Annotated in this window: 21 protein-coding genes and 1 tRNA gene; 12 read left to right on the top strand and 10 right to left on the bottom strand. The window is 49.6% G+C overall.

Annotated elements, in window-relative coordinates:
* Window positions 1-2 precede the first annotated feature (2 nt).
* Window positions 3-76 (bottom strand) — tRNA-Pro (locus HYT76_09095).
* A 97-nt stretch (window positions 77-173) separates the two neighbouring features.
* On the opposite strand from HYT76_09095, the gene HYT76_09090 reads away from it, so the two are divergent.
* On the top strand, window positions 174-2,336 hold the full coding sequence (locus tag HYT76_09090; GenBank protein MBI2083701.1) for a nitrite/sulfite reductase: 2,163 nt from the start codon (window positions 174-176) through the stop codon (window positions 2,334-2,336).
* Here HYT76_09090 and HYT76_09085 read toward each other — a convergent pair.
* Both HYT76_09085 and HYT76_09080 read right to left on the bottom strand, forming a co-directional pair.
* Window positions 2,333-2,752 (bottom strand): DUF420 domain-containing protein, encoded by a 420-nt coding sequence (locus HYT76_09085; protein ID MBI2083700.1) that lies wholly within the window; start codon window positions 2,750-2,752, stop codon window positions 2,333-2,335. The two genes, HYT76_09090 and HYT76_09085, sit on opposite strands and share 4 nt — an antisense overlap.
* Window positions 2,752-3,312 (bottom strand): SCO family protein, encoded by a 561-nt coding sequence (locus HYT76_09080; protein ID MBI2083699.1) that lies wholly within the window; start codon window positions 3,310-3,312, stop codon window positions 2,752-2,754. Before HYT76_09080 ends, HYT76_09085 begins: the two co-directional genes overlap by 1 nt.
* A gap of 30 nt (window positions 3,313-3,342) precedes the next feature.
* Between HYT76_09080 and HYT76_09075 the strand changes: the two genes are divergently transcribed.
* Window positions 3,343-4,500, top strand: a complete 1,158-nt coding sequence (locus tag HYT76_09075; protein ID MBI2083698.1) for an MFS transporter — start codon at window positions 3,343-3,345, stop codon at window positions 4,498-4,500.
* On the opposite strand, the gene cyoE is transcribed toward HYT76_09075, so the two are convergent.
* Window positions 4,451-6,193, bottom strand: coding sequence for a protoheme IX farnesyltransferase (cyoE, locus tag HYT76_09070; GenBank protein ID MBI2083697.1), 1,743 nt, complete (start codon window positions 6,191-6,193; stop codon window positions 4,451-4,453). The genes HYT76_09075 and cyoE overlap by 50 nt on opposite strands.
* Before the next feature lie 170 nt (window positions 6,194-6,363).
* Here cyoE and HYT76_09065 point away from each other — a divergent pair, with 170 nt between their 5' ends.
* From HYT76_09065 to HYT76_09040, 6 genes are all read left to right on the top strand, one after another.
* The gene (locus tag HYT76_09065) at window positions 6,364-7,326 is read left to right on the top strand and encodes a Fic family protein (GenBank protein MBI2083696.1); all 963 of its coding nucleotides are present in this window, start codon (window positions 6,364-6,366) and stop codon (window positions 7,324-7,326) included.
* A 70-nt stretch (window positions 7,327-7,396) separates the two neighbouring features.
* Window positions 7,397-8,488 carry a serine/threonine protein kinase gene (locus tag HYT76_09060; GenBank protein MBI2083695.1) on the top strand — a complete coding sequence of 364 codons (1,092 nt, stop codon included), beginning with the start codon at window positions 7,397-7,399 and terminating at the stop codon, window positions 8,486-8,488.
* Window positions 8,489-8,534: 46 nt separating this feature from the next.
* Window positions 8,535-9,284 (top strand): cytochrome c oxidase subunit II, encoded by a 750-nt coding sequence (locus HYT76_09055; protein ID MBI2083694.1) that lies wholly within the window; start codon window positions 8,535-8,537, stop codon window positions 9,282-9,284.
* The gene (locus HYT76_09050) at window positions 9,281-10,987 is read left to right on the top strand and encodes a cbb3-type cytochrome c oxidase subunit I (GenBank protein MBI2083693.1); all 1,707 of its coding nucleotides are present in this window, start codon (window positions 9,281-9,283) and stop codon (window positions 10,985-10,987) included. The genes HYT76_09055 and HYT76_09050 overlap by 4 nt, the downstream gene beginning before the upstream one ends.
* A gap of 9 nt (window positions 10,988-10,996) precedes the next feature.
* Entirely contained in the window at window positions 10,997-11,596 is a 600-nt protein-coding gene (locus HYT76_09045) for a cytochrome c oxidase subunit 3 (protein MBI2083692.1), read from the top strand.
* A 6-nt stretch (window positions 11,597-11,602) separates the two neighbouring features.
* Entirely contained in the window at window positions 11,603-11,908 is a 306-nt protein-coding gene (locus tag HYT76_09040) for a cytochrome C oxidase subunit IV family protein (protein ID MBI2083691.1), read from the top strand.
* Window positions 11,909-12,331: 423 nt separating this feature from the next.
* Here HYT76_09040 and HYT76_09035 read toward each other — a convergent pair whose 3' ends face one another.
* The 5 genes from HYT76_09035 to HYT76_09015 form a co-directional block, all read right to left on the bottom strand.
* Entirely contained in the window at window positions 12,332-12,964 is a 633-nt protein-coding gene (locus tag HYT76_09035) for a hypothetical protein (GenBank protein ID MBI2083690.1), read from the bottom strand.
* A gap of 165 nt (window positions 12,965-13,129) precedes the next feature.
* Complete coding sequence (locus tag HYT76_09030; GenBank protein MBI2083689.1) at window positions 13,130-14,212, bottom strand: aldo/keto reductase; 1,083 nt, start codon at window positions 14,210-14,212, stop codon at window positions 13,130-13,132.
* Window positions 14,209-15,240, bottom strand: a complete 1,032-nt coding sequence (locus tag HYT76_09025; GenBank protein ID MBI2083688.1) for an aldo/keto reductase — start codon at window positions 15,238-15,240, stop codon at window positions 14,209-14,211. Before HYT76_09025 ends, HYT76_09030 begins: the two co-directional genes overlap by 4 nt.
* 22 nt (window positions 15,241-15,262) lie before the next feature.
* Window positions 15,263-15,895, bottom strand: a complete 633-nt coding sequence (gene pgeF / locus HYT76_09020; GenBank protein MBI2083687.1) for a peptidoglycan editing factor PgeF — start codon at window positions 15,893-15,895, stop codon at window positions 15,263-15,265.
* Between the two features lie 28 nt (window positions 15,896-15,923).
* Window positions 15,924-17,498 (bottom strand): radical SAM protein, encoded by a 1,575-nt coding sequence (locus tag HYT76_09015; GenBank protein ID MBI2083686.1) that lies wholly within the window; start codon window positions 17,496-17,498, stop codon window positions 15,924-15,926.
* Window positions 17,499-17,565: 67 nt separating this feature from the next.
* On the opposite strand from HYT76_09015, the gene HYT76_09010 reads away from it, so the two are divergent.
* Complete coding sequence (locus HYT76_09010) at window positions 17,566-18,264, top strand: chlorite dismutase family protein (GenBank protein MBI2083685.1); 699 nt, start codon at window positions 17,566-17,568, stop codon at window positions 18,262-18,264.
* Between the two features lie 7 nt (window positions 18,265-18,271).
* Here the strand turns inward: HYT76_09010 and HYT76_09005 are convergent, their stop codons facing one another.
* Complete coding sequence (locus HYT76_09005; protein MBI2083684.1) at window positions 18,272-20,104, bottom strand: 1-acyl-sn-glycerol-3-phosphate acyltransferase; 1,833 nt, start codon at window positions 20,102-20,104, stop codon at window positions 18,272-18,274.
* Window positions 20,105-20,247: 143 nt separating this feature from the next.
* On the opposite strand from HYT76_09005, the gene HYT76_09000 reads away from it, so the two are divergent.
* The 3 genes from HYT76_09000 (at window position 20,248) to HYT76_08990 (ending at window position 25,491) form a co-directional block, all read left to right on the top strand.
* Complete coding sequence (locus HYT76_09000; protein ID MBI2083683.1) at window positions 20,248-20,784, top strand: hypothetical protein; 537 nt, start codon at window positions 20,248-20,250, stop codon at window positions 20,782-20,784.
* A 124-nt stretch (window positions 20,785-20,908) separates the two neighbouring features.
* Window positions 20,909-22,795: a hypothetical protein gene (locus tag HYT76_08995; protein MBI2083682.1), complete on the top strand. Its 1,887-nt coding sequence runs from the start codon at window positions 20,909-20,911 to the stop codon at window positions 22,793-22,795.
* Window positions 22,795-25,491 carry a hypothetical protein gene (locus tag HYT76_08990; GenBank protein ID MBI2083681.1) on the top strand — a complete coding sequence of 899 codons (2,697 nt, stop codon included), beginning with the start codon at window positions 22,795-22,797 and terminating at the stop codon, window positions 25,489-25,491. The genes HYT76_08995 and HYT76_08990 overlap by 1 nt, the downstream gene beginning before the upstream one ends.
* Window positions 25,492-25,505 lie beyond the last annotated feature (14 nt).

Genomic DNA, 25,505 nt, shown 5'->3' with positions numbered 1-25,505 from the left:
TGTCGGGACGGCGGGATTTGAACCCGCGACCACACGCACCCCAAGCGTGTGCGCTACCAGGCTGCGCTACGTCCCGATCAATTCTTCTGCTCATACTCGATCATTATTTGACTGCACAATAGAAATTTCCTTCGCTTGACGGTGATTTCTTGTTGACCTACCATTCACCCCCTATGGGGACCATCGACAAGAAATTTCTAATTACCGATGAGATTCGTGACGAAATCGATCATTACGAAGAAACAGTCAAAAAATTTCGGGCAGGGGAGATCGGCCCGGATAGTTTTCAACGTTTTCGACTCCAGCACGGGATCTACGGTCAGAGGCAAGAGGGGGTCCAGATGGTCCGGATCAAGATCCCTCTGGGACGACTCAATGCCGACCAATTGGAGTGCATTGCCGATCTTGCCGAAACGATTGCCCATAACAATGCCCACCTCACGACACGTCAGGATATCCAGATCCATTATGTGAAGTTGGAGAATACAATCGACATGATGCGAAGGCTCGCATCTGTGGGACTCACGACGCGCGAGGCGTGTGGAAATACCGTGAGGAATGTAACCGCTTCCCCGAGTGCCGGTGTTGATCCAAAAGAGGCATTTGATGTCACCCCGTATGCGCATGCCCTCGCCTATCATCTGCTCCGAAATCCGATTAACCAGAACCTCCCCAGGAAATTCAAGGTGGCATTCGATGGGGGAGGGGTCATGACCGCCCTCCCGCTGATCCACGACATCGGGCTCATTGCGACGATGAGAGGAAATCGTCGTGGTTTTGAGGTTTATGTCGGTGGGGGACTTGGATCTTACCCTGTTGTCTCCAAAAAGTTTTATGATTTTATGCCGGTCGAGGATCTGCTTCGGTTTGCCGAATCGATCCTCCGGGTCTTCGATCGTTATGGAGAGAGGAAGATCCGGGCGAAGGCGAGGATGAAATTTTTGATCGAGAAGTTTGGGTTCGAGAAATTTTGCCAGTTAGTGAAGGAAGAGATGAAGGAGGTTGAGTTGCCGCAGGAGGCAAATGATTACCTAAAAAGGCTTTCTGATTGGGAAGAATCCCCCCCCCAACCCCCCTCTTTGTCAAAGAGGGGGGTGCCCAGCGAAGCGGGCGGGGGAGATTTTCTGGAATGGAAAAAAACGAATATCACTCCTCAAAAACAGGCTGGTTATTCAATGGTCGAGATCCGATTGACGACGGGTGATATGAATCCTGCGCAGATGCGGTCGCTTGCCGATATCTTGCGTCGTTATGCCGGAGGAAAGGTCCGAACGATTGTTCATCAAAACCTGCTCATACGTTGGATTCGAGATCAGGATTTGCCTGCGCTCTATGAGGAACTTGCGGCGATCGGGATGGTGAAAAAAGATGCCCAGACAATTTACGACGTGACCGCGTGTCCCGGAACCGATACCTGTCGGCTCGGGATCGCCTCTTCGATGGGACTGGCCCGTGTGATTGAGAGTCGGCTCTATCAGGAAGATGGGAAGATCACCTCCCTTGCACGCGATCTCCGGATCAAGATCAGCGGCTGTCCAAACTCCTGTGGGCAGCACCACATTGCCAATATCGGATTTTATGGTGGGGCGATCCCTGTCAATGGACATACGGTGCCTGCCTTCCAACTCATGCTTGGTGGAAATTTTGGACGTGAGACGGTGATTGCGACACCGATCTGTCAGATTCCCTCAAAAAACGTCCCCGATGCGGTCATCTCTTTGGTTCGTTATTTTGCCGAAAATCAAAAGGGGAGGGAGTCATTCAACGAATTTTATAAGCGGATGGGAAAAGAGAAGGTGATTCAACTCCTGGATCCGCTTTTAAAGATTCTTTCGTATACAGAAAAACCTGACTTTTATGTTGATTGGGAGGATCAGAAAGAATTTGCGCTTCAAAAAGGGGTCATTGGTGAGTGTGCTGGCCAGATGAAGGAGGATATCCCTCCCAAGGTGGCTGATGGAGATCCCCTATTGGAAATGGCCAAGGCCCATCGCGAACATCGGCAGTATGAGTCGGTCGCCCACAAGGCATACGAGGCGATCGTGAAGGCGGCAAATGGTCTTCTCTATCTGAAGTTGGTTTCCACCTTTAATGATATCGAGACGACTCATGAGTTTGAGAACCAGTTTGGCCGGACTGACCTTCTTCCTCAGTACAAAGGGTTTCACAAAAAGGTCCAATCGCTTCGGGAAAAGAGTGTTGATGAGAAGGTCGCCGAGGAATGGTTTGCCCTCGCCAAAGAATTTTTAAAGAGCTGCCACGAAAAAGAGCCGGAAGTCACAGCTACTTCACCCCGAAAACCAAAAGGCCCCCAGCCGGATACACTGGCCATTTAAAGCCGATACAACATCCAGTACACCACCACTCCGGTCACTGACACATACATCCAGATCGGCCAGGTGATCCGGGCGATTTTTCTGTGGGCATCGAATCGTTTTTTCCAGGCGAGATACAAGGTTCGGATCGCAAGGAATGGGGTTATTGCCGCAAGGGAGGTGTGGGAAATCAGGATCCCTAAATAAAGTTTGCGAACCAGTGGGTCACCCTCAAACCGGTGGACCCCTGTCAGATAAAATCGCGTGAGGTAAGAGATCAAGAAGACAATCGAGACGGAAAAGGCGCTGGCCATCAAGGCTCGGTGGATTCTTACCTTCTTCATTTTAATGGCAATCAGCCCTGATAAAAGGAGAAGTGCGGCTGAGCCGTTCAGGATGGCATTCAAGGCGGCAAGTTGGGAACCGAGATTTACCATCATGAACCCTTTTTTAATTTTTTCAGGGCTTTGACAAGCTCTGGGAGTTTATCGACATCGTAATAGCCACGGATCTGGGCCTTCCGATCCATGAGGACAAATTTTTCCATATGAAGAACAGACGTGAGCTCCTCGGGGTTTTTCTGCATCGTGACGTGAAATCCATGAATGACTGTCTTTTCGACCTCATCAAGAGGGCCTGTCAGCAGTGCCCACTCAAGATCTCTTCCATCAAATCGTTCGCGATAACTTTTGAGACGCTCCGGCGTGTCATTTTCAGGATCGACAGAGAAGGTGACCAATTTAACACCCGTAATTCCAGCTTCTTGCAATTCTTTTCCCAGACGGATTGTCTGAGTTGTGAGCATTGGGCATATGTCGCTGCAGCCGGTGTAAACGAAATTGGCGACCCATTCGGAATCCAGAAAATCTTCTTTGGAAATTGATTCTCCTTCCTGATTCAGAAGTGAAAAATCCGGGATCTCTCCAAACGTGGGCAGCGGTTTCGAGCACCCAACTCCCATCAGGAGCAGTAAAATGACAAGGAAAACTTGCTTCATTTCAGTTTTGATGACATAGCACAACCTCCCATGTCAAATGTCTGGCCTCTTTTCAGTGTGGTGATCATTGATTTGATCGGTTTTGGGATCATCATGCCGATCCTCCCTTTCTATGCCGTCCAGTTCGGAGCGAGTGCGACGACACTCGGCATGATCCTCATGTCTTATGCCGGGATGCAATTTCTCTTCGCCCCGATTTGGGGGAGGGTTTCCGATCGCTATGGAAGGAAGACCGTCATTTTGGCGACATTGCTTGGGAGTACGTTTGCCCAGCTTCTTCTGGGACTCGCCCCGACACTTGTTTTCGTTTTTATCGGGCGTCTTTTGGGGGGGCTTTTTGCCGCGAACATCAGTGTGGCGAGCGCTTACGTCACGGATGTCACAACGGAAAAAGATCGTGCGAAAGGGATGGGGTTGATAGGCGCTGCCTTTGGGATCGGGTTTATTTTAGGACCGGCGATCGGAGGGATCCTGTCCACCTATGGGTATCATGTCCCGATCCTTTTTTCTGCAATGCTCACGGCGGCTAATTTGATTTTTGCCACGGTTCGGTTACGAAAGCCGAAGCGACATCATCCTGTCAATGGGATCCCGCGTACTTCCGTGCTGCGCAATCGTACCGTCTTGAAGTTCTGTCTCGTCTATCTGATTTTCACAATTGCCGTCAGCCAGCTCGAATCGGTCTTCGCGCTCTTTATGTTGGATCGGTTTGCCTATGATGCTCGGGAGGTCGCCTATATTCTCGTCATGATGGCGGTCATCATGGTCGCGATTCAAGGGGGCTTTATGAGACGGGCAACCCATTTTTTTTCCGAGGAACAGCTCTTCTTGGCCGGCGTTCTTATCTTGAGTCTCTGTTTTTTTGGAATTCCAGTGATGGGGAGGGTCTCTTTTTTACTGATCCCTTTGGGAGTCGCCTCTATGGGGCGTGGGATCAGCCAGCCCTCTCTGATGAGCCTCGTCTCCAAGCAATCATCACCTCACCAGAGAGGGGCTGTCATGGGGACATTTCAGTCATTCGCGAGTCTGGGGCGGATCATTGGGCCGGTCGTCGCCGGAATCCTGTATGATTACCGGCAGGGATTTCCCTTTTACCTCGCTGCCCTCCTGCTGTTGGGGGTTTTTGTGATACAAGCTTTCAGATCTTCCCCACAACGAGGGAAATCAGGAGGGCCGGGAGATAGATAATCGAGGCGAAGAAGAATGACCGCGCCCATTTAAGACCCGCTTTTTCACGGAGTCCATAGCCACCCAGTCCGAGAAAGATAAGTCCAAGCAACAACGCAATAACAAAATAAACCGTACCCGTCTGTCCGATAACAAAGGGATACAATGAAATAGCGAGGAGTCCGATCGCATACCGAAAAATCCAGTGACGGGTTTCTTTTTCCCCTTTTTCCAAAGGCAGCACATGGATACCCGCCTTTTTATACTCATCCTTATAAACGAGTGCGATCGCGAGGAAGTGGGGGATCTGCCAGAGAAAGAGGATAAAAAAGAGAACCAGTCCTGGAAAAGAGATAGAACCGGTAGCCGCTGTCCAACCCATGAGGGGTGGCATCGCGCCGGGGATTGCCCCGACCAGGAGGGCGGTCATGCTTTTTTGTTTGAGTGGGGTATAAAAAAGGACATAGCTGACGAAGGCAAAAAATCCGAGAACCGCGGTCAAGAGATTTACCTGAGCCAGCAAGAACGACGCTAGAACGGAGAGTGTGATGCCAAGCCATAGTGCGATTTTCGGTCGGAGTCTTTTGGCAGGGAGGGGGCGGTTCTCCGTCCTTTTCATGAGGGCATCGATCTCTCTCTCGAGATACATGTTCAGTGCGTTAGCAGCACCGACCATCAGTGAGGTTCCGAACAGGGTCAAAATGATAATTGAGGCGGAAGGGAGGGTAGGGGCCATCCAGAGACCACAAGCTGTTGTCAAGATGACCAACAGAGTAACGCGGGGTTTGGTGAGGGTAAGCAAGTCTCTCACCACTGTGGTGGGTCCTGCCTCGGGCTCAAGCCCACCCGTGCTCACCCGTTGCGCGCGGGTGGGCGCCCCCGCCCGAGTCACCCGCCACATCATATTAAAGACTAAAATGCCCATTAAAATTGCTGCGATTCCCAAATGAGCGATCACCATTGGTAATCCAAGCAAGGTTTTTACAGAAAGAATTCCAAGAACAATCTGAAACAGTCCCATCAGAGGAAGCAGAGACAATAGGAACTGTTGCCTTCTGGAAGAAGTCTTCCAGTAAAGGATCGGCAGAAGGGTCAAGAAACAGAAGACCAAAATCCCACCATACCGATGTGCCATATGGAGTTGTCGTGACCAGAAGTCAGGCCACGGATCTCCATAACAAAACGGGATATCGGGGCAGAGGAGACCGGCACCGGCATGACGGACAAAGGCGCCGAGAAGGATCTGGAGGTAGAGGAGTGTGAGGGTGAAGAATAAAAATCGGGACGGGGCGGAACCCGAGTCACCTGCCCCAATTTTACTGCTTATGATAATTAACAATGAAAAAAATAGCAGCGACGTTCCGAGATGTGCGGTCGAAACCAGATCGGGGAGTTGGTAGAGGACCGTGATCCCTCCGAGAACCCCCTGGAAGATGACCAAAAAAAGTGCTGAGATCCCCATCCATTTGAGAGAGCGGCTTTTAGACTTTTTCCAGAGCAGCGCTGTCAGAATAATCGTAAGGAATCCAACAGCCGAGGCGAGGAGGCGGTGTCCATGTTCGATCGCAATATTCCCCTTCATCGGGGGCATCAGGCTCCCGTAGCAGGTCGGCCAGTCCGGGCAGGCGAGGCTTGAGTCGGTGTTGTGGACGACACCACCCAAGAGGATCAGACAGAAGGTCAGCAGAATAAGTGTCCGAGTAAGAAATCTCATCGATCGGGTGACTAGCACTGGAGATCAAAAAGAGGCAATCGGGATTTAAGGGAAAGTCGACAGTCGACTTTTGGCTAAAAATCGACTGTCGTGTTTTGTTTGTTTTGTTAGTTTTTAAAAAAAAAGACAGTTGCACACGTATTGATAGTATCATATGATACTATCATATTATGAAGCCTCCCTATACTCTCTCTTCGGAAATTGTCAATTTATGTACAGAAATCGGTAGGTTAGTAGGTCAATACGAAGGCTTGAAACTTCCCAAGCCAGAACCCCAACTGCGCCGAAAGAACCAGATCAAGACAATCCAGAGCAGCTTATCAATCGAAGGAAATGCCCTATCCTTGGAACAAGTGGCGGCAATCCTTGAGAATAAACAGGTCATTGGACCAGCTAAAGACATCCTCGAAGCTAAAAATGCCGTTGAGGTCTACAACCATGTTGCCAGCTACAACCCACTTTCTGAAAAATCTTTTCTCAAGGCACACCAACAGATGATGAACGGTTTAATTCTTGATGCTGGAAAGTGGCGGTCAAAGAGTGTTGGTGTCATTCAAGGAAAAGAGGTCATTCATATGGGCCCTCAGCCCTCCCTTGTCCCTCAGCTGATGAGAGATTTATTTCAATATGTTCAGTCTTCCAAAAAAGAGAATTTCTTGGTGACCTCTGCGGTATTTCATTATGAAATTGAGTTTATTCACCCCTTTTCCGATGGGAATGGTCGTATGGGTCGCTTCTGGCAGCATGTTTTTCTGGTCAAACGTTATCCGTTTTTTGAGTTTATTCCCGTTGAATCGGTTATCAAAAATTATCAAAAAGAATATTATGAATCGTTAAGAATCTCGGACAAAAGTGGAGATTCCAGATTCTTTATTGAGTTTTGCCTCAGATCAATCTTGGAAAGCATGAATAATTTTCTTTTGGAGTTAAAACCTGAACCGCTGACTCCCAAGACGCGCCTCGACTTGGCCAAGGGGCATTTTCAAGATCGTTTCTTCTCACGTAAAGATTATCGGTCTTTTTTCAAAACGATGTCGACCGCTACCGCCAGCCGTGATTTGAATTATGGCGTCGAACAGAAATTGTTAATAAGGACGGGAGACAAGGCGCTGGCAAGATATCAATTTTCCTGAAATTTCGGACAGGCATACACGCAAAATTAACCCAGCAACAAGCCAAAATATTTTTACGATATCAGCGGTAATGCACGCCAATTTTCACCCCGCTTTACGGAGAATCGTTCGTCTAGGTCTAGAAAGATACTCGACCCGTCCTCCAGCAGCGGAGCCTGTTGATCAGATGATCGCGAGGGTGATTGCCAAGATTTCCTGTCCCCCTCGTCCTGTAGAAACGACACCTCCCCGACTCTGTGGAATCTTCACTCACTACCGCCCCTCTGATTTTTACTCGAGAGGCCGTTTTCGCGAAATGGATATTGCGCACTTAGTACGGACTGGGAAGCTTGGAAGGGGAGGGTCAGCTAACGTATACCTTGCCTGCGACCCGCAGGCCGGTAATTTTCCTGTTGTGTTAAAGACTTATCATACGGGACTTCTAAGATATGCTAAGTTGGAGGGGAGGGCATTTGAAAGATTGGTGGCCTATGATTGCCCGAATGTCGTGGATGTCTACGGTTATTCGATCGATCCTTCCGGACGGGTAGTGCTGGTCATGGAGTATCTGGTCGGAGAAAATCTGGAGCAAAGGATTGCAAGGAGTGGTCCTCTCACGATTTTAGAGACGGTCGATCGGTTTATTGAATTTGCGATGGGGTTAGATCAGGTCCATCGAGCAGGGCTTTTGCATTTGGATCCGAAGCCTGCAAATTTTTTTCTCACACGAAGGGGTGGGGTTGTGACTGACCTGTCGATTGCGCGAGCAATAAATAGTCAAGGGGTGGTTCATACCGGCACCTCTGTTTATGGAACAACTTATTATACTTCTCCTGAAATGTGGAGGTCTCCGCAAGAGATTACGAGGGCCGCGGATATCTATTCCTGGGGGCATAGTCTTTCCGAGGCCCTGACCGGAAAAAGCTTAGTTGAAAGGCTTGGAATACCAGACAATCTTTGGGAGGTCTCTTCATGGCATGCCCACTCCCCAGCTTCACTTCCGGCTCTCGGGACAGACCCAGGCTTGTTAACCCGGTCAACAGGTATTGTCAGCTCACAGGAACTTCATCTGCTTGATGAGATTGTTCAGAAGGCGACAGCAAGATCAGTCCGAGATCGTTATCAGGATTTTTCTCAGGTGATCGCCGACCTGAAACAGTGGCGAGCCTCGGTGACTCGTTAAATTATTTGACCTCGAAAAAACAGTATGTTACCTCACCTCGCACTTTATGGGTGAGGCCACGTACGGGTGGGGTTTCCCGCCAAATCTTTCTACTTATGGTCAGGCGATCGATCAGCTGATCGACGTCGTCCACTGGTTTGCCCTCGTTTTGTTTGTCGGGTGGGGGATTTTCCTTGTCTACTGCCTGATCCGGTTTCGGAAGAGGGATGGACATCAGGCAAAGTACGACGTCGCTCATTTTAAATTGCCAAAGTTTGTCGAGATCGGTGTTGTGCTTTTTGAGGCGTTCTTGCTTGTGGCGCTCTCATTTCCGATCTGGTCCAAGTACAAGGCGGAGTTTCCAAGGGAAGAGGAGTCGCTCATTATCCGTGTCGTGGCACAGCAGTTTGTCTGGAATATTCACTACCCGGGTCGCGACCGGGCCTTTGGAAAGACGGATCTTCAATATGTGAGTGACAGCAATCCCTTGGGTCTCGATCCCACGGATCCTTCCGGACATGATGACATTGTGTCGGTGAACCAGCTCCATTTCCCGGTCGGGAAGCCGGTGATTGCCCATATCACCTCAAGAGATGTGATCCATAGCTTTACGATCCCGGTTCTTCGCGTGAAGCAGGATGCTGTTCCCGGGATGGCAACCCCTGTCTGGTTTCAGGCAACAGGGACCGGTCAGTTTGAGCTCGGTTGTGCCCAACTTTGCGGGGTGGGTCATACCCTCATGAGAGGTTTTGTGAGTATCGATACGCCCGAGGAATTTGAAAATTGGGTCAAAGAGCAGGAGGTACCTCTATCATGAGCTCGCATGAATTGAGTTGGATTCGTCGCTATGTTTTCTCTGTTGATCACAAGGTGATCGGGATCCAGTACGCCTTGACCGGTATGGTTTTTCTCTTCTTCGGGTTTTGTCTCATGATGCTGATGCGTTGGCAACTTGCCTTCCCGGGAGAAGCACTCCCCCTCATCGGAAGCTTGTTTAGCGATACCACGATGCCGGGAGGGGTGATGCTGCCTGAGTTTTACAACTCCCTCGGGGCAATGCATGGGACGATCATGGTCTTTTTGGGTGTGGTGCCATTGGCGGTCGGTGGATTTGGAAACTACCTGGTTCCCCTTCAGATCGGGGCGCCGGACATGGCGTTTCCGAAACTAAATGCCGCGAGCTATTGGTGTTATTTTGTCGGTGGTGTGATTATGCTTACCAGTTTTTTTGTGCCGGGTGGTGCGGCAAACTCCGGGTGGACTTCGTACCCCCCGCTTTCGGATATTGCAACGACAGGGCAGACATTTTGGCTCTTCGGGATGGTTTTTCTGATTACGTCGTCACTCCTTGGATCGGTTAATTTTATTGTCACGATCGTTCAGTTGAGGGCGAAGGGCTTGAGCTTCTTTCGATTGCCGTTTTTTGTCTGGGCCCAGTTTGTGACCGCATTTTTATTGCTGCTCGCCTTTCCGCCTTTGGAGGCGGCTGGGGTCCTTCAGCTCATGGATCGACTCGCCGGAACGAGCTTTTTTCTTCCGAGTGGTCTTGTTGTGAGTGGGACAGCCCTTCAAGTCAGTGGGGGAGGGAACCCGATCCTCTGGCAGCACCTCTTCTGGTTCCTAGCCCATCCGGAGGTCTACGTTTTGATTCTACCGGCGATCGGGATTGTGACCGAGATTATTGTCAATAATACACGCAAGCCGCTCTACGGATACAAGACAATGATCTATGCGTTGTTTGCGCTTGGGTTTATGTCTTTTGTCGTCTGGGCCCACCATATGTTCATCACCGGGATGGGGACGACGATAGCGAACTTCTTCCAGGTGACGACAATGATCATCTCTATTCCCTCAGTTATTTTCCTCACGGTCCTGATCTTGACCCTCTGGGGGGCCTCTATCCGATTTACGTTGCCGATGCATTTTGCCTTGGCCTTTTTGCCGATGTTTGCGATCGGGGGGCTCACCGGTCTTCCGCTTGGATTGGCAGCGGCCGATATTCACCTGCATGATACCTATTATGTGATCGGTCATTTTCATTATGTTGTCGCCCCGGGGACATTAATGGCCCTCTTCGCTGGCATCTATCATTGGTTTCCGAAGATTACGGGAAAATTCCTGAATGAGAAGCTTGGGAAGATTCATTTTTGGGGCTCGTTTCTTTTTCTGAATGGGATCTTCTTCCCGATGTTTATTCAGGGGATCGCCGGCGTTTCCAGACGACTTCATACGCCAACGATCTATGCCCATGCGCAGGCGGTTCAGGACACGAATGTCTTTATGTCGGCGAGTGCCTGGCTTTTGGGGCTGACACAACTCATTTTCATGATCAATTTTTTTATGAGCCTCAAAAAGGGAAGACCAGCCCCGGAGAATCCTTGGCAGGCAACGACTCTGGAATGGGCCACGCCGACCCCACCGCCTCATGGAAATTTTCTAACTGAGCCTGTCGTCCAGCGTGGGCCCTATGAGTATAGTGTGCCTGGGGCCGAGAAGGATTTTGTACCGCAGAATAGTTAGGAGCTAACAATGTCATCAGCAGTGATTCATTATATCGACGAGCCGCATCCAGTAACCGGTCTGACGAACTCCAAGTTGGGGGTTTGGCTCTTCCTCGCCTCCGAGGTGATGCTTTTCGGTGCGCTGTTTTCCACCTACATCATTTTAAGGGTTGGAAGTCAGGATTGGCCACATGGTTCGAGTCTCCTGAATGTCCCTCTGGCGACACTCAATACGATGGTGCTCATTACCTCGAGCGTGACGATGGTCATGGCCTGGGCCTCTCTGATGGTAAACCGGATAGGTCGCTACCGCTTCTTCATGGGGATGACGATCCTCTTGGCCTTTTGCTTTCTGGTCATTAAATTTTTCGAATATAGTGCAAAGTTTCAGCATCATCATTTTCCATCATCGCATACGTTTTATGCGATCTATTTTACACTGACTGGTCTCCATGGCTTACACGTCTTGGGGGGGATTGTTGTGAATACCTATTTCCTTTTGCCTGGAAGCCGGCTTTGGAAAACAAATCCAAGGCAGTTTACTGGTCGTGTCGAGGCTGCGGGGCTTTATTGGCACTTTGTCGATTTGGTCTGGATATTTTTATTTCCGGTATTATACTTGTTGTAATATTTTATGTCCCACAACGGAATTTTCGACGTCAAAAAACATGTCAGGACCTATCTGATGGTCTTTGTTGGCCTCGCCTTTTTGACCGTGGTGACCGTGAGCGTTTCTTATCTGCATCTTGCCACTTCGGCAGCGATATTGGTGGCGCTAGTTATAGCGACGATCAAGGGGTCATTAGTCGCCTCCTACTTCATGCACCTGATTTCCGAGAGAAAGCTTATTTATATTGTTTTGCTGTTCACCGTACTTTTCTTTGCCGTCCTCATGTTTCTTCCGGTGGCTACGGATGTTGGGATGATTAAAGCCCGTTAGTGGATTTCAGACGATGTCACTTAAGATATTTCATATCCTCTTTATCAGTATCGTTCTCATTCTCTCCTGTTTTCTCTTCTTTTATGGGTATCATCACCAGGCTCGAGGATTAAGTCTATTTGGGGGCCTTCTTTTCTTATTATTAATTCCTTATCTCATTTGGTTTCAAAAAAAGATGAGACGACTGACACCCGCGCTTTGTTTCTTGTTTTTGTCGGATGATCTCTGGGCCTGTTCTGTTTGCTTCGGGGACCCAAGCTCATTGATGATTCACGGCACGAAAATGGGAGTTTTCTTTCTGGTGGGACTTGTTTCACTGCTCCTCTTGCTCATCTCGGCGGTTGGTTTTTCCTGGCATCTTCGCTCCAAAAAAGAAGGGGCGAGTTAACCTCGCCCCTCTCTTCATACCTTTCTATTTTTTACCTATTCAGGTTGGCTACAGACGTTATCGGCATTTCCAGTCTCTAAAGGTTGAACGCCGTCCTCTGTTTCCGTTTCACACTTGGCATCGAATGTATCACCGATTTCGATGTCACACTTGGCCTCCGTACCGTCTGGCAAGGCAAATGTCCCATAGACTTTTCCACTGACTTCCATCGCCTCTTCGCTCGCGAGGAATTGGACAATGCCGTTTCCTGTGAAGCTCAAGTCACCACCGGTGCAATCCATGATGATCGCCTCGGCAATAGCCCAGCTTTTGAAGGTTGTTGCCGCAGAGCTTGAGTTACACTCAAAATCGGCGTCAACCGTATAACCGGCACTGGTCCGTCCATAATGTCCGGCAAGAACGAGATTACTCATCGTAATCCCTTCTGGGGCCGAATTATCTGCGCAGAAGTCCCAAGACGAGGTCTCATGTCCTTCGACATGAAGTGCCTGTTGGTCATTCCCCATCCCTCCGAAGAGATCCTGGCTGGCTGCCCCGAGGGTTGAGGCATCACTTGGGGAGTCAGAGTCAGTGGTCGACTCACCGGAACCCCGTGTTGAAGAGCCACAGGCCCCCAACAAAAGGGCTGTTAGTATAAGAACCGCGATCTTGATATTACTGTTTTTCATACTTACGTACCTCCTTGTTGAGGAGGGGTATAAGCAAGAGGTGTGCCAAGTTAGAAACTTTATTAAATTTACAATATTATCAATATGTTATATTTTTATGATCGTTTGATGATCTTTAGATAAACTATAGGCATGTAAATAATATGAACAGTTCTGTTAATAATTTTAGCCTGCGAATAAAGATCGAAAGCCTGATGGGGGGAGGATGGGAAAGGTCAGACATTGCAGGTTCTCCTGCACATGCCCCTTCCTTTTCATCCCAACAAGCGCAGCGGTGATCCCTGGGGTGGAGAGGACAAATTGAAGCGCCCTTTGGGCATCGGTCTTTGAATCAGGAAACTGGCCCTGGAGACTCGAGGGGAGACTACCGAGGATCTTTCCCTGGAGGATGGAGGCGCTTGAAAAAACGGCCAATTTCAACCTCTGAGCCGCCTCGAGGGGAGAGACTTTTTCCGAACGGATCTGTTGAATCGGCTCTCCGTAGGCCTCGATCATCGCGAGATTAAAAGGGAGCTGGATCGCCTTTAAATGATGCCGGGACCCGCCAACTTTTTCAGCAATTTGAAAACATTTTTCCAGTGAAAGCTGATTCGATTGGCGCAGACCATTCCAGGTCGCAAGGCCATAACGGACAATCTTTTTTTCTGAAACTGCCTTCTCAAGCGCTTCAAACGCCTTTTCCAATTTTGTCTCAAACTCTTCCGATGAAATCTTTTCCAACTGGGTCTCTGGATTATGAAGGTAATAGAGATCGATCGTTTCTAACCCAAGGTTTTGAAGACTCTTCAGAATCTGATTTTCAATATATCTTGGTTCCAGACAGTGACAACCGGCCGCGATATCCTCCAGACGACAAAGACCCGCTTTCACAAAGTTCTCATCAAAATACTCCCGGATATTTTCAGGAGGATGACCATCAAAAGGGATAAATCCCCCCTTCGTGCAAATAACAATTTCATCGCGTCGGATTTTTTTCTTGTCTATGAGTTGTTTGAGGACTTTACCGATATTCCTTTCGCTATGCATGCAGCGGTAATTAATGGCGGTATCGATAAGATTGCAACCTTGATTCAGGATCAGTTCAATTGATTCTTCATAAAGCTGGTCATCGCGATCATTGTGATCTCCTAAATAAGTTCCAAGCCCTATTGCAGAGACAAAGAGATCATCAAAAGGACGAAATAATTTTCCCTCATGACGCTTCGAGAAACGCTTTGTTCCGTCAGCTGTAGCACAGTCGGTGATCATGCAGCCGCTTGTTTTATAGGGGTTGGTTTCGAGGAGCTATCGGCAAACGGTTGATCCAGCTTTCGGCAAAGTTCCTGATCCCACAAAGATCGTACGGCACCAAGTTCCTTTTCAGTAAAGGCCGGCTTGTCAATGGAGGCGATAAATTCTTTGAGTTGTTCTTTATTTGTGAAATTGGGCAGAACCGTTGCGACAGATTCCGGTTGAAGCGTAAAAAGAATCGCTGACTGGGCGAGGGTTCTTTCCTTCGAAAGCATTGTTTTCAAAACCTCCACCGCCTCCAGACCCGCCTGCATCCAGAGCTCCTTCCTGTGACTGCGATGGTCGGATTTATCAAAATGTTTTGTCGGATTATAGCTTCCATCGAGGAGACCCGAGGCATGCGGGACACGGACCATCAGACGACTCCCTTCTTTTTTGGCAATCGGGAGAAGTTTGGAGGTCGGGTCCTGTTCCAGCAGGCTATAGATGACTTGAAGGACAGTGTAATGAGACTCCTCCATCGCGACCTTTCCCTCTTCAAACCAACCGATATCAGGTCCCAGAGCGGTGGCATAATCCCGGATCTTCCCCTCTTTTTTCAATTCCTGAAGGGTATTGATAATCTCTGCGGAGCGGACCGTCTCCATTCGAGGGTTATGGAGTTGATAGAGATCGATCCAGTCTCGATGGAGGCGGCGCAGGCTCCCTTCACATGATTTGCGAATCGCCTGAGGGGACCAGTCTTGTGGGAGTTCTCCGTGACCGGTTCTTTCTCCAACTGTCTCCCAGTCATAACCAAATTTTGTTGCGACGACGAGCTCCTTCAATCGATCACCAAACGCCTCGGCGAGGATTGTTTCCCCAAGCCCTTTGCCATAGACATCGGCGGTATCAAAAAAATTGATCCCCAGCTCACGCGCCTCGCGGAGCAGCTGGATTCCATACCCTTGATCTTTGATTCCCCACCAGCTTGTGGCGACGGTCCAAACTCCGAAACCGATCTCGGAGACTTTAGGAATCGCTGGGGTGAGTTTTCTGAATTTCATGGGGAACCTCTTATCGGTCTCCCTATTTAAAATCAAGCGAGATAAAACTAATCATCCTCCCGGCCTCTTTCCCATCCCGTCGGTAGGAGCAGAAGAGATCGGGGTGACAATGGGTGCAATAGGGGAGTCTGTCGATATGAGATTCCTTGATTCCGGTCTCGAGAAGCTGAAGTTGATTGGCCAGACTCAAATCCAGGAGCCATTTTGTCTCTGATTTTCGTGAGAGAATTTTTTTGGAAAAGCTGATTTGTGACTCAAAGGGTTGGGCCACATCCCGCTCGACTTCGTAACAACGTCCCGAGATGCAAGGCCCAATTGCGGCAATCAGTTTTTCTCTCTTCGCTCCTCGATGAACCATCTCATGAACCGCTTTTTGGACGGCGCCGGCAAGGGTTCCTTTCCATCCAGCATGGACGGCGGCGACGATTCCTTCTTGAGGATCGGCGAGCAGTATGGGGACACAATCAGCTGTCTTGACCCCCACCGCCAATCCCTTTTGATTTGTCATGAGAATATCGGAATCACCTTGGGCGTTCTGATTCGTTTCATCCAGAAAAAGGATCTCGGATCCATGAACCTGGACGGCTGTATGGATTTTGGTGACAGGTTCCTCCCCACGTGTCCCAAATCCATGTGAAATAGTGAGCGACTTCATGAAAAGGGTTGATGAGAGCATTGATGTTTTATGAGGCGATTGCAGGGAGTGGGAAGGAGTTCGCTTCAGCTGTCAGTCTGGGGTTGTTATGATTTGACTCTCCCTGCTGGAGGTAATTCAGGACCTTTTTGGGGAGATGCGGGAACAAAGGTCCCACCATCGACTGCACTTTCTCATAATAATAGGCAGGTAGTTTGCGTGTCTCCCCTTGGTAAAATGCCATGAAATCAGGATCGGTTTCATACCGCTTTCGGATCTCATCATAATTACCCCCACGTCCTTTTCCTGACAGTGTGGAACGCATCAGATTCATCCAACGTGGCAGGGGATGTTTGTTCGCCTGAAATCGTCTCCAGACCGCCTTGCCCGTAAAACTGTAACGGGCAAGGTCGCTCATGCGAGAATAAAAATCAGTGATCGGATAATTTTTCAATCGTACGTTGAGGCCTGAATTTCCATCCAAAAAGGGGTAGGGGAGGTCCATGACCCTTCCCTCTGCAAGATACTTAAGGCTCAAGGGGGCGGAGTTTCCATAAGAGGTAATCAACATGTAGGTGGTGTAAACACCGGGAGCCAGATCAATGTATCTTTTAGTCAGCTCAAACGGTTCTGGTCCCTCATCAGCATCGAGGCCAAAAATATGATTCGTCTGCACATAGGGGATGTATTCCAGTGCCAGATTGATTTGTGCGGCAACCTGTTTTACCTTCTCGAGCCCATTGTTTTTCCCTTGTTTTGACTTTGCATTGAAATCAAACCAGGATTCGATCCCCGGCAACATCACCACAAAGTTGTTCTTTTTAAGTCTCTTCAGATGCCCCTCGCTCAGGATTGAGAGGCTACTTTCTGCCCCGTGGGCCACACGACCTGCAGGACCGGCAGACTCGATGAGGTCCATATATTCATCGAACCGAACCCCAAAATTCGGGTCATACCAGGCGACAATTGGTGGTTTGGGTTGACTCTGCAGAAACGAGAGGTCCGCTCGAAGGCGATCGTAAGAAAGCGGCTTATAATCGATCTTTGAGTCAATACAGAACTCGCAGGTGTACGGGCAACCCAGACTCCCGATCATAGGAACCACATGAATGAGACGTGTCTTTTCAAGATTCTTTTGAATGAATTTCCAGCGTTCCTGAAGCGTCGGGATCTCTTCGAGTTGCCGGGGTGCACTCATGAGACGCCCCTCTTCTGGGTAAGGAGAAAGATCTTCGAGCAGATCCCGGATCACTTTTTCATCTGTCAGGCCGAGGACATAATCAAAATAAGAACGTGCATCCTGAGCAAAAGCCCTCGCATGCGGTCCGCCAAGGACTGTGATGACCCCTTTTTGGCGGAAGAGGTTTGAGATGGCGTAGGCGGTATAGGCGTTTTGAGTAAAGGTGCTGATAAAGAGGAGATCAATCTCCTGAGGCACTAATCGATGAAGATCTTCAAACCCCGTATAGGTGACATAGTGAATCTCGTGCCCCAGCTTTTCCAACCAGACGGCGATCACCTGGGGCATTAACGAGGTGTAGTTGGGATTGACAAGACGAGCATATATGGATTTCGTGGGTTGACGGGCGACGAGGTCGATGATCCCGATTTTGAGAGTTTTCACTTGTTCGTCTCCTAGCCTTTTGAAAACCGCTTGGCAACGGGTTTTTCCTTGTGATAGGGGCTACGCCATGGCTGATGAGGCGTTGCCGAGACAGTTCGTCAATTTTTCATTTTATCGGGTTGATCCTCTTTGGCGTCGTTTGCCACAGGCGGAGAGGGATCGTGGCCGGGCCGAATTTATAGAGGTGGTTCAGCAGTATTCAAAAAAACTGATCCTCCTCAACTACTCGTTAGCCGGAATTCGTCCAGACTGTGATTTTATGCTCTGGAGGATCGGTTTTGAACTTGAGCTTTTTCAGGAGATGAGCGCTCGTTTGAATCAGACCGGTCTGGGTCACTATCTAACGACACCGTATTCCTATCTGGCGGTCACAAAGAGGTCGGTTTATATCGATAAGCATGTCCATCCCGGACAAGAAGGAAGGCGAGGGCAAATTAAGCCTGGAGAAGGGAAGTATCTCTTTGTTTATCCCTTTGTGAAGACGCGGGATTGGTATCAGTTACCATTTCCGGAACGGCAAAAGATGATGGATGTCCATATCGCGGTCGGGCATAAATACCCTTCCATCAGGATCAACACCACTTATTCTTTCGGGATTGACGATCAGGAGTTTGTTGTTGCCTTCGATGGAGATGATCCCCGCGAGTTTGTCGATCTTGTTCAGGAACTCCGCGAGGCAGCCTCATCGAAATATACGGTCCGAGATACCCCGGCATTCACCTGTGTTCGAAAGAATTCGACTCAGGAAGTCTTGGATCTCCTCTAAAATTCCCTTAAGCGATTTTCTTCGCTTGTTCCTGCTGAACAATCGTTTTCAGTTCCTTCCCTCGATGCCGAAAGAGCAGGTCGGTGATCTCATCCCGGAGCGGTCTCAGATCACCTCCGGAAAGAACCCCTTCAGAGAATCTTTTTAGAAAGTCCTGTTGTTTATCTGGGGGGAGGGCGAGGATGCGATCGAGAATGACGAACGGGAGGCGTTCCCCATTTTTTAAATTGGAAGAGAGTTGGTGGGTCAACTTAAACTGATTGAATTTTGGGACGAAATCCGAACGTCGCATCTCCTCCTGAAAACGTTTCAGGAGATTCTCGTGAAGCCTCAATGCCTTGGTTAGACTGCGATCAATCGCCTCCTGTATCTCGTCAATCTTTCTTTCATATCGATTTTCCGATTCATCGAGCGGCTCTTTTGTCGTTGGCTTTTTCATCTCTTTCACCTCAAGGGGATCGAGGGTGAAGATGTCACCCACTCTGTAACTAATCCGCTCACCGGTCTGGATTTGCAGGGTTCCCTTGGGGAAGACAGTGGCGACCCCGTCAATCGCGATAAAGACCAAATGGATCGGTTGAATTGCTTCTGGTTCTCTCTTGGAGAGGGCAATGGCACTGTCCAGGGCGAGATAGGCACACCCCTTTTTCAGATGCCCCAACTCCCTTTTCAGGGAGTTTGCGGTCCCGGTCGTATAATAACCGGCATCAAGTCTTTCCCCCTTCGGTCCGGAATTCGCCAAGGCACGTGTCCCTTGAGGGTACATCGCCAAGTCGATCTCGTTCTTCAAAAGCGTGTTGACCGCCTCATCGATTGCATTCCGACCTTGACCTTTTCGATCGACGAAAACCATTCCGACCTCTTGAATTGTCCTGCCGACTCCAAGTCCGCTATGGATCAGTTTGTTATCAATAAAATGATCCTTCGCTGCGAGGAAGCGAGGCCGGAGTGGGCGTCCCTTGGCGAGATGCGTGTTGCTGAGGGCAAAAAAGTTGAAGACAAAGTCGAGCAGTGATTTGTGGTTGAAGATCAAGATAATTTTTCCATCGAGTGAATGAAATCTCTCAGCTCCTTCGACATGGAGCTCGCATTGAAAGAGCTGAAGGACTCGTGATCCCCAAAAAGAGGCCATCACATCAAAAATCTCTCGACCATAGTGAGGGCCTAATGTTTCCAAGGCACGATAAACACTCCGTGCAAAGATCGCAGTGTCGTACGCCCCATGAAGGATAGGCCAAAGGCGTTTTTGAGGTTTCTTCCCAGTTCGGTAAGAGACGTGGGTCGGTTGCACTGTTCTTGTGGCTTGCGACGGTATCGGGACGGCAAGGGGACCGAGTCTTCGATAATAATGATCAAAAAGTTCCTGGGGATGGACCTGAGGATTGACCCTCAAAAATTCAGAAACTTTGAGCCCGATCCCGACATGGCGTCGGTAGGTCCAGAGGGTTAGTAGGGCGAAGAAGCCATGATAGAAGAGGGTCGGGAATCGGCCTGTTCGAATCGAGGGGTCCCCTAAAACCATAACCGTCAGATCATAGACAAATGCCCCCATCATCCAGAGGCCGATCGTGTAGTCTCGCAGATGTCCGATTGCATATTCAATCTTGCCGGCCCATAGATTTATTGTGAGAAGGTTTGTATATTGAGAGAGGGGATGTTCAAACTTCCAGCTGAGAAATCGCTTCTCCCATTCCTTAAGTTTTCTAAAAACTCGATCATCCGGAAGGAAGGAACGGATACTTTTTCCAATGTTCCAAATCTGTTCCACCCGACGGCAAATTTGGGCGATGGTCCCCAAGATGGGGACAATATAAATCAAGACGATAAGCCATGAGGACATAGGCAGGGAAATTAACGTCATCTCTGAAAGAAGACAAGAGAGATTCATCTAAAAAACTGTTCTCCCGAGAGAACAGTTTTTCCGAAAATTGGCACAACTTTGATGTTGCCCCTGTCGAAGAATACTGCAAAAGGGAGGTCACTATGGAAGGTGTAGAACTTGGTGGATGGAGACCAGCGACTCCGGAAGAGCTGGCAAGGTTTGAAGAACTTACGATTTTGCCTCCCCATCCGACATTCGATTTTCTGGAAACTCAGGATTCGCCTCCGGCGACCACCTCAGCCCAATATACGTTTGAGGAGACAAGAGGAACTGATCGAACTGAAAAGAAGTATGAATGCAGCGCCTTTTTTGGAAATTTCAGCTGTCGTGTCTGGAGAGACCGGTTGGTTTTGGCTGAGACGGAATGGCGGACGACGCCGACATTAAATGAGAGTATTCATCAGGGGAACCCTGACCTGGAAGTACGGGCAGGGGATATCGATAATGATGGGGATATCGATTTCGCGATCCTGAGTCGTCGATTAGGACTGGTCCTCGTTTCCCATCAGGAATTTAACGAGGCCGAGCTTTCTTCAGAGCGCGTTGACCGGTATCTCTTTGACCGTTTTGGAATTGACGCGCGCGGGCTTGTACGCCTAGCACGGGACCCCATCCGTATCACGGGCACTGGTTTTTAGAAAAATTCTAAAACTCCTTCACCTTCCCAGCTCAAGTTTTCTGGGGCTTGGATCGTATCCAGCTTATTAAAAAATTGTGAAATGGTCTCTATATGTGTTATCATGAGGATCTGAAGGTATTGAATTGAGATTTATTTTCATTCTTCATCTCCTTGTTCTTGCGTGTCCCTTATGGGCCGAGGAATTTGGGACCAGAATGCCTCATTCCGAGATAGTCTCAATTGACGAGCCTTACAATCGTCTTCTAACCCCCCAATTCAGGAATGAACTGATCAGCCGGGATACGCTGATTCCTAATGGAGGCTTGGGGATTGGGGTCGGTTCCTTTTTCTGCGGTTCCGGTGATGAGACGAGGAGTTACAACAGTCTCGTGGGTGGAACGGCCAGTTCGAATCCAAATCTTGGTGATGAAAATCGGGGACATTACAAGATTGTGCGTCTGACTGATCAATGTCGACTCGAGACAGGGTGTGGGCAATTGGTACCGGACAATAAATCATTTCTGATGGGGCCCCCACTTTACGCCACGAACTGTCACCCGTTGGGGAGGAGTCATTTTGGAGAATCACCGGTGTTGGTCTTGTCGCTGGAGTGGAATCGAAGGAACTTGATCGATGATGATTACGGTTTTCTTTATGGTCGATATCTCTTTGGTCAGCTGGAGAGCAATACAAGTGAACTCACGACGGCAAGGAATGCACTATCAATTCATACCGACCGGGATCACCCCCATCAGATGGGGGCCGCTCTTACGAGTGTTAATCATCTGGATGTCCCTTACAGTCGGCAGCATCAGCGGTGGGGTTTTGTCTGTGCGGAGGGATGTCGTGCCAATGGGTATGGCCCGGGCTCTTCTGTCTCTTGTGAACGGTTCTCTTCCGGATCGGATGGAAGGGTCGATAATGAGTTTTTAACCCATCACAGGATACTCTTGGAGAATGTGATTGGTCGATTGGGTGAAATGATTGCCAACGGAAATTTTGGGGATCAGAGAGAGGCCCGCGAGACGGTCGTGACGATCTGGAACATCCTTCAGGAAATGAAGGACCAGACTGTCTGGGGGCATCGGTCCGGATTCGGAATGATTGCCGATAGGGTTGCAAACAGGGACAAGATCGAGATCAGTCGATGTCGTAACCTTCCCCGGGATGCGTTGATGGAATATAAGGCAGAAGAGAAGAAGCTCTGCATCCGATCTACAATCGCGGGTGATTGTCAGGCCAAGAGGGCCAAAGGATCACGCGCGAATCATAATGTATCAGGCGATTGGGCGGACGGGCATTGCTACGCCTCGTATGGCACATGGCGTGGAGGTGGATTGTGGGAACGGGGATGGGGAACGGTGCAAGGGTATGATGTTTATCCAGTCACACGGACATCAACGAATAGCAGTGGGAGAACAACAACAGAATCGTATCTTCAGTCAAGCGAAGGGGGTTGGAGGCCTTCGGATGGACACAGCCCTGTGATCAGTGCCCTCATGGCCCATCAGTGGGTCCACATCTTTTATCAGAGGCGTTTGCACAACAATCGAATGCTCTTGTGGCCTCAGGATCACGAGGCCCTTTTAGAAGAGGAGCTCGCAGTGATGGCACAGTCGATTGTGCTTTCGATCCTGCAAGACCTAGACTTTGCACCGATCAACTTCGGCATCGAGCAACAGGACTTTGTGAGTGAGGTGACAGCAACGGCAGGACGAGTCACAGGGGGGAGCTCCGGGACGAGGGTTTTCTTTTCCAACACACCACAGGGATTTGGGAATGTTTATTTGGGGCCGCTGTTTGTGAATTCCCGAAATATCTTTGAGCTTCTTAAGCAAAGAAAGGTGGAGCTTGCCAGGATGCTAGCGGTGTACCACTCCATGGCGCATAAGTTGCCATATCCCGATCAGATGTGTCTGAATGGGACCTGTGGGGCATTCAATCTGCCGATACCGCCGGCCCGTGGGCCAGGACTAAGCGATCCCTCCTCAAGCACGATCATGAGAGAACGGGTCCAACGGAGAAAATGATGAAGAGCCTTCTTTTGTTTATGACGCTCCTGCTTCTGCCGTTTCAGGCATGGGGTCAGGCCTGGGGGGGACGCGACTGGCCTGATTTTTCCGATTTTATTGATATTGTTGGTGGGATGTTCCGGCCGTTAGACGAACCGCTAGATGAAGCTCTGGGCCCCTCCAACTGTCATGGGGAGGAGGTTCTTTCTGCTAATCCCGATCCGATCATCACTCCTGGCAACTGTCATCGAACCATCTGTGAGGGGAACTTTTGGGGGAAGTCGGCAACCGACGTCTGTCACAATGGGGAGATTCGTACGATTGGCGAAGGGGAAAATGAACAGAGGGTTGAGATCATTCATGTGAGACAACCCTTTTCCAAGCTGGCAAGGGAGGGGTGGAGCGAAATGATTCTACGGCGTGTTGACGGACCTAGTGAGGCATCTAATACCAAAAATAAAATTGATGACAGTCACAACAACTCGACCTGGGATAATTTTGTCATTTCGGAGCTTCATGCCACCCCAGCAGAATCCGTTTCGACCCCCTGGAGTCTAGAGGAGAGGAATGCATTGGCATACTCGGTTCAACGTGCCGTTAACAACATGTATGCTGCCATTGATAGTGGCGATGAAAGACTCATTGGCCCTCCTCACTCAGAATATCGCGTCTATTTCTATATCGCCCTCGAAGCGGCGCGATTTGTGCTCCACAGTCTCATAGGAACGAGAGAATTTAGATCGAGTCATCATGACAATCTGGAACTGCTTTTTTATGATTATCTTGCTCGAGGGGTACCGCTTGGTTTGGTATGGCGTGATATTGGTGGTGGGGCAGAAACCTCGAGATTAGGGCCGATCGTCGTAGACGATGACTATCGACAGATGGGAATGTCTGCAACGAGCTATGTCGGGTTAACAACCGCCCCGGTCATTCACGAAGCAGTCCATATTGTGAATTATTTTACCGGGAGGACTGGATCTAGAAGTGATGCGGAGGATGGGGCACCGATGTGGCACGATGAATCGACTGCGTTTATCGCCGAATCCATTTTTTATAAATTTATGTGGGACTTTGACAGAATCATGATGCAGAGGGTTTTTAATTTCGAGCACCTGATCTATGAGGCAACGGCGGAATTGGTTTACAATGGCAGTGCGAGTACCGCTCGTATGCACCTGGGTCCAGATCCATCTGGGAGCCCGCGGCTTTTTCAATACCTCGGCCGGGCTGTCATGTTTTTTCAGTACTCTTGGAATCCCGAAACCATTGCACAGCACCCCTGGTGGAGGCGTGTTTTTGATGCCGTGACAGATTCTGACGCAGAGGCCGAAGCGATGGGTGACAGGTTTAGTAGAGGTGCATGGACAGAGAATGATATTCGTTCGATAGGCGCTTATTACTACTATGAGGCGAGGGCTGGGGAATATACCCTACGTCCTCCAGCTTCTCCAGGATATGCAACGAGGGGTCAATTATACTTGCTGGGTTATGAGGATGACTTCAGAACCCGCGGTGGTGTCTTCAGCCTCTGGCCGGAATGTGTTGGCTACATGGGGACAGAAGAAGAGGAGAGGGAGGCGTGCGAGTCAATTGTCCAGGCGGCGCATCCCTCTCTGAAGCATGATCATGATGTGAGCCCTGATGTGCCGCCTGACCATGGCCCTTCCAGTGAACGAGAACCACCCGACGACGATTATGAATATGACGAACCGGAGCGGGCGGATACTGTCGGTTCGAGTGAACGGGAGAATGGAATCCCACCTGACTGTCTTGATTTAGCAGCCGGTCGTGACCACTCTGCCGCACTCCAAGCGACCTGCACGACATGGTGTCTTGAAAATATTACGGATGGCTATGACGGTGATAATGGCCTCTGCACACAGATCACAAACGCCCCTTGTCGTGGTGCTTCACCCCCTCCTCATTGTGCTGAGCGGTGTCGGGAGCATCGAGACCCCTACTGCTTCGATGCGTGTGAGGATCATCCGGGGTTAGAGTGGTGCGGTGATCTTTGTCCGGAGGGGGATAGAAATAATTCTGAATGCGATAACCTCTGTGAAAGTCACAACAGCTACGGGTTCTGTGGTTCGCTCTGTCGGGAGAATCCAGACCTCTCCTGGTGTGATGATCGATGTGCCGATGGGCGTGGGTGGGGAGCGGGTGGTTATTGTGAGCCGCTTTGTGTCGAGAATCCCAATCAGCCGTTCTGTGTTGACCGTTGTGCCTCTGAAGACAGGGATTATTGTCGAACTCTTTGTGGGGAGAATCGGGATCAGACGTTTTGCAGTCGCTATCCCGAAAGTCCCGAAGGAGGAGGTGGGTCTGGTTCTGGTGAGGAGGATACCTCAACCTGTGTGAGAGGTGCACTGGATCTCTTGAGTGACGAGCTCTGGCCCTTCTTGGGGCAAGTTTGCCATGACAGTTCGGCGAACTATGAGCCTGGGGGACCGAGAGATAATGACTGGGTCGGATGCTGGGCCAATGGGACGACGGGGATCGGATGGGGTGTGGCGCTGACCTCAGAATTGACCGGCTATCTCGCCGGTGGAGATGTCTCCTGGTGGGGGGACGATTATGCTTATGGGTATGGATTGTATTGTTTGTATACCTGTGTTCTGGGGACAACAACAGATCGTGGACTCCCGGCCTGCTGGTGTGTTGCAGACTCGGGGGCGGTAGCAGAAGGAGCCTGTTATTACGGGGATTTTTAAAAAAGACGAATTAA

The organism is Deltaproteobacteria bacterium (genome assembly GCA_016180845.1).
In the GTDB taxonomy this organism is placed as follows: domain Bacteria; phylum UBA10199; class UBA10199; order JACPAL01; family JACPAL01; genus JACPAK01.
This window is presented reverse-complemented; position numbering and strand designations above follow the sequence as displayed.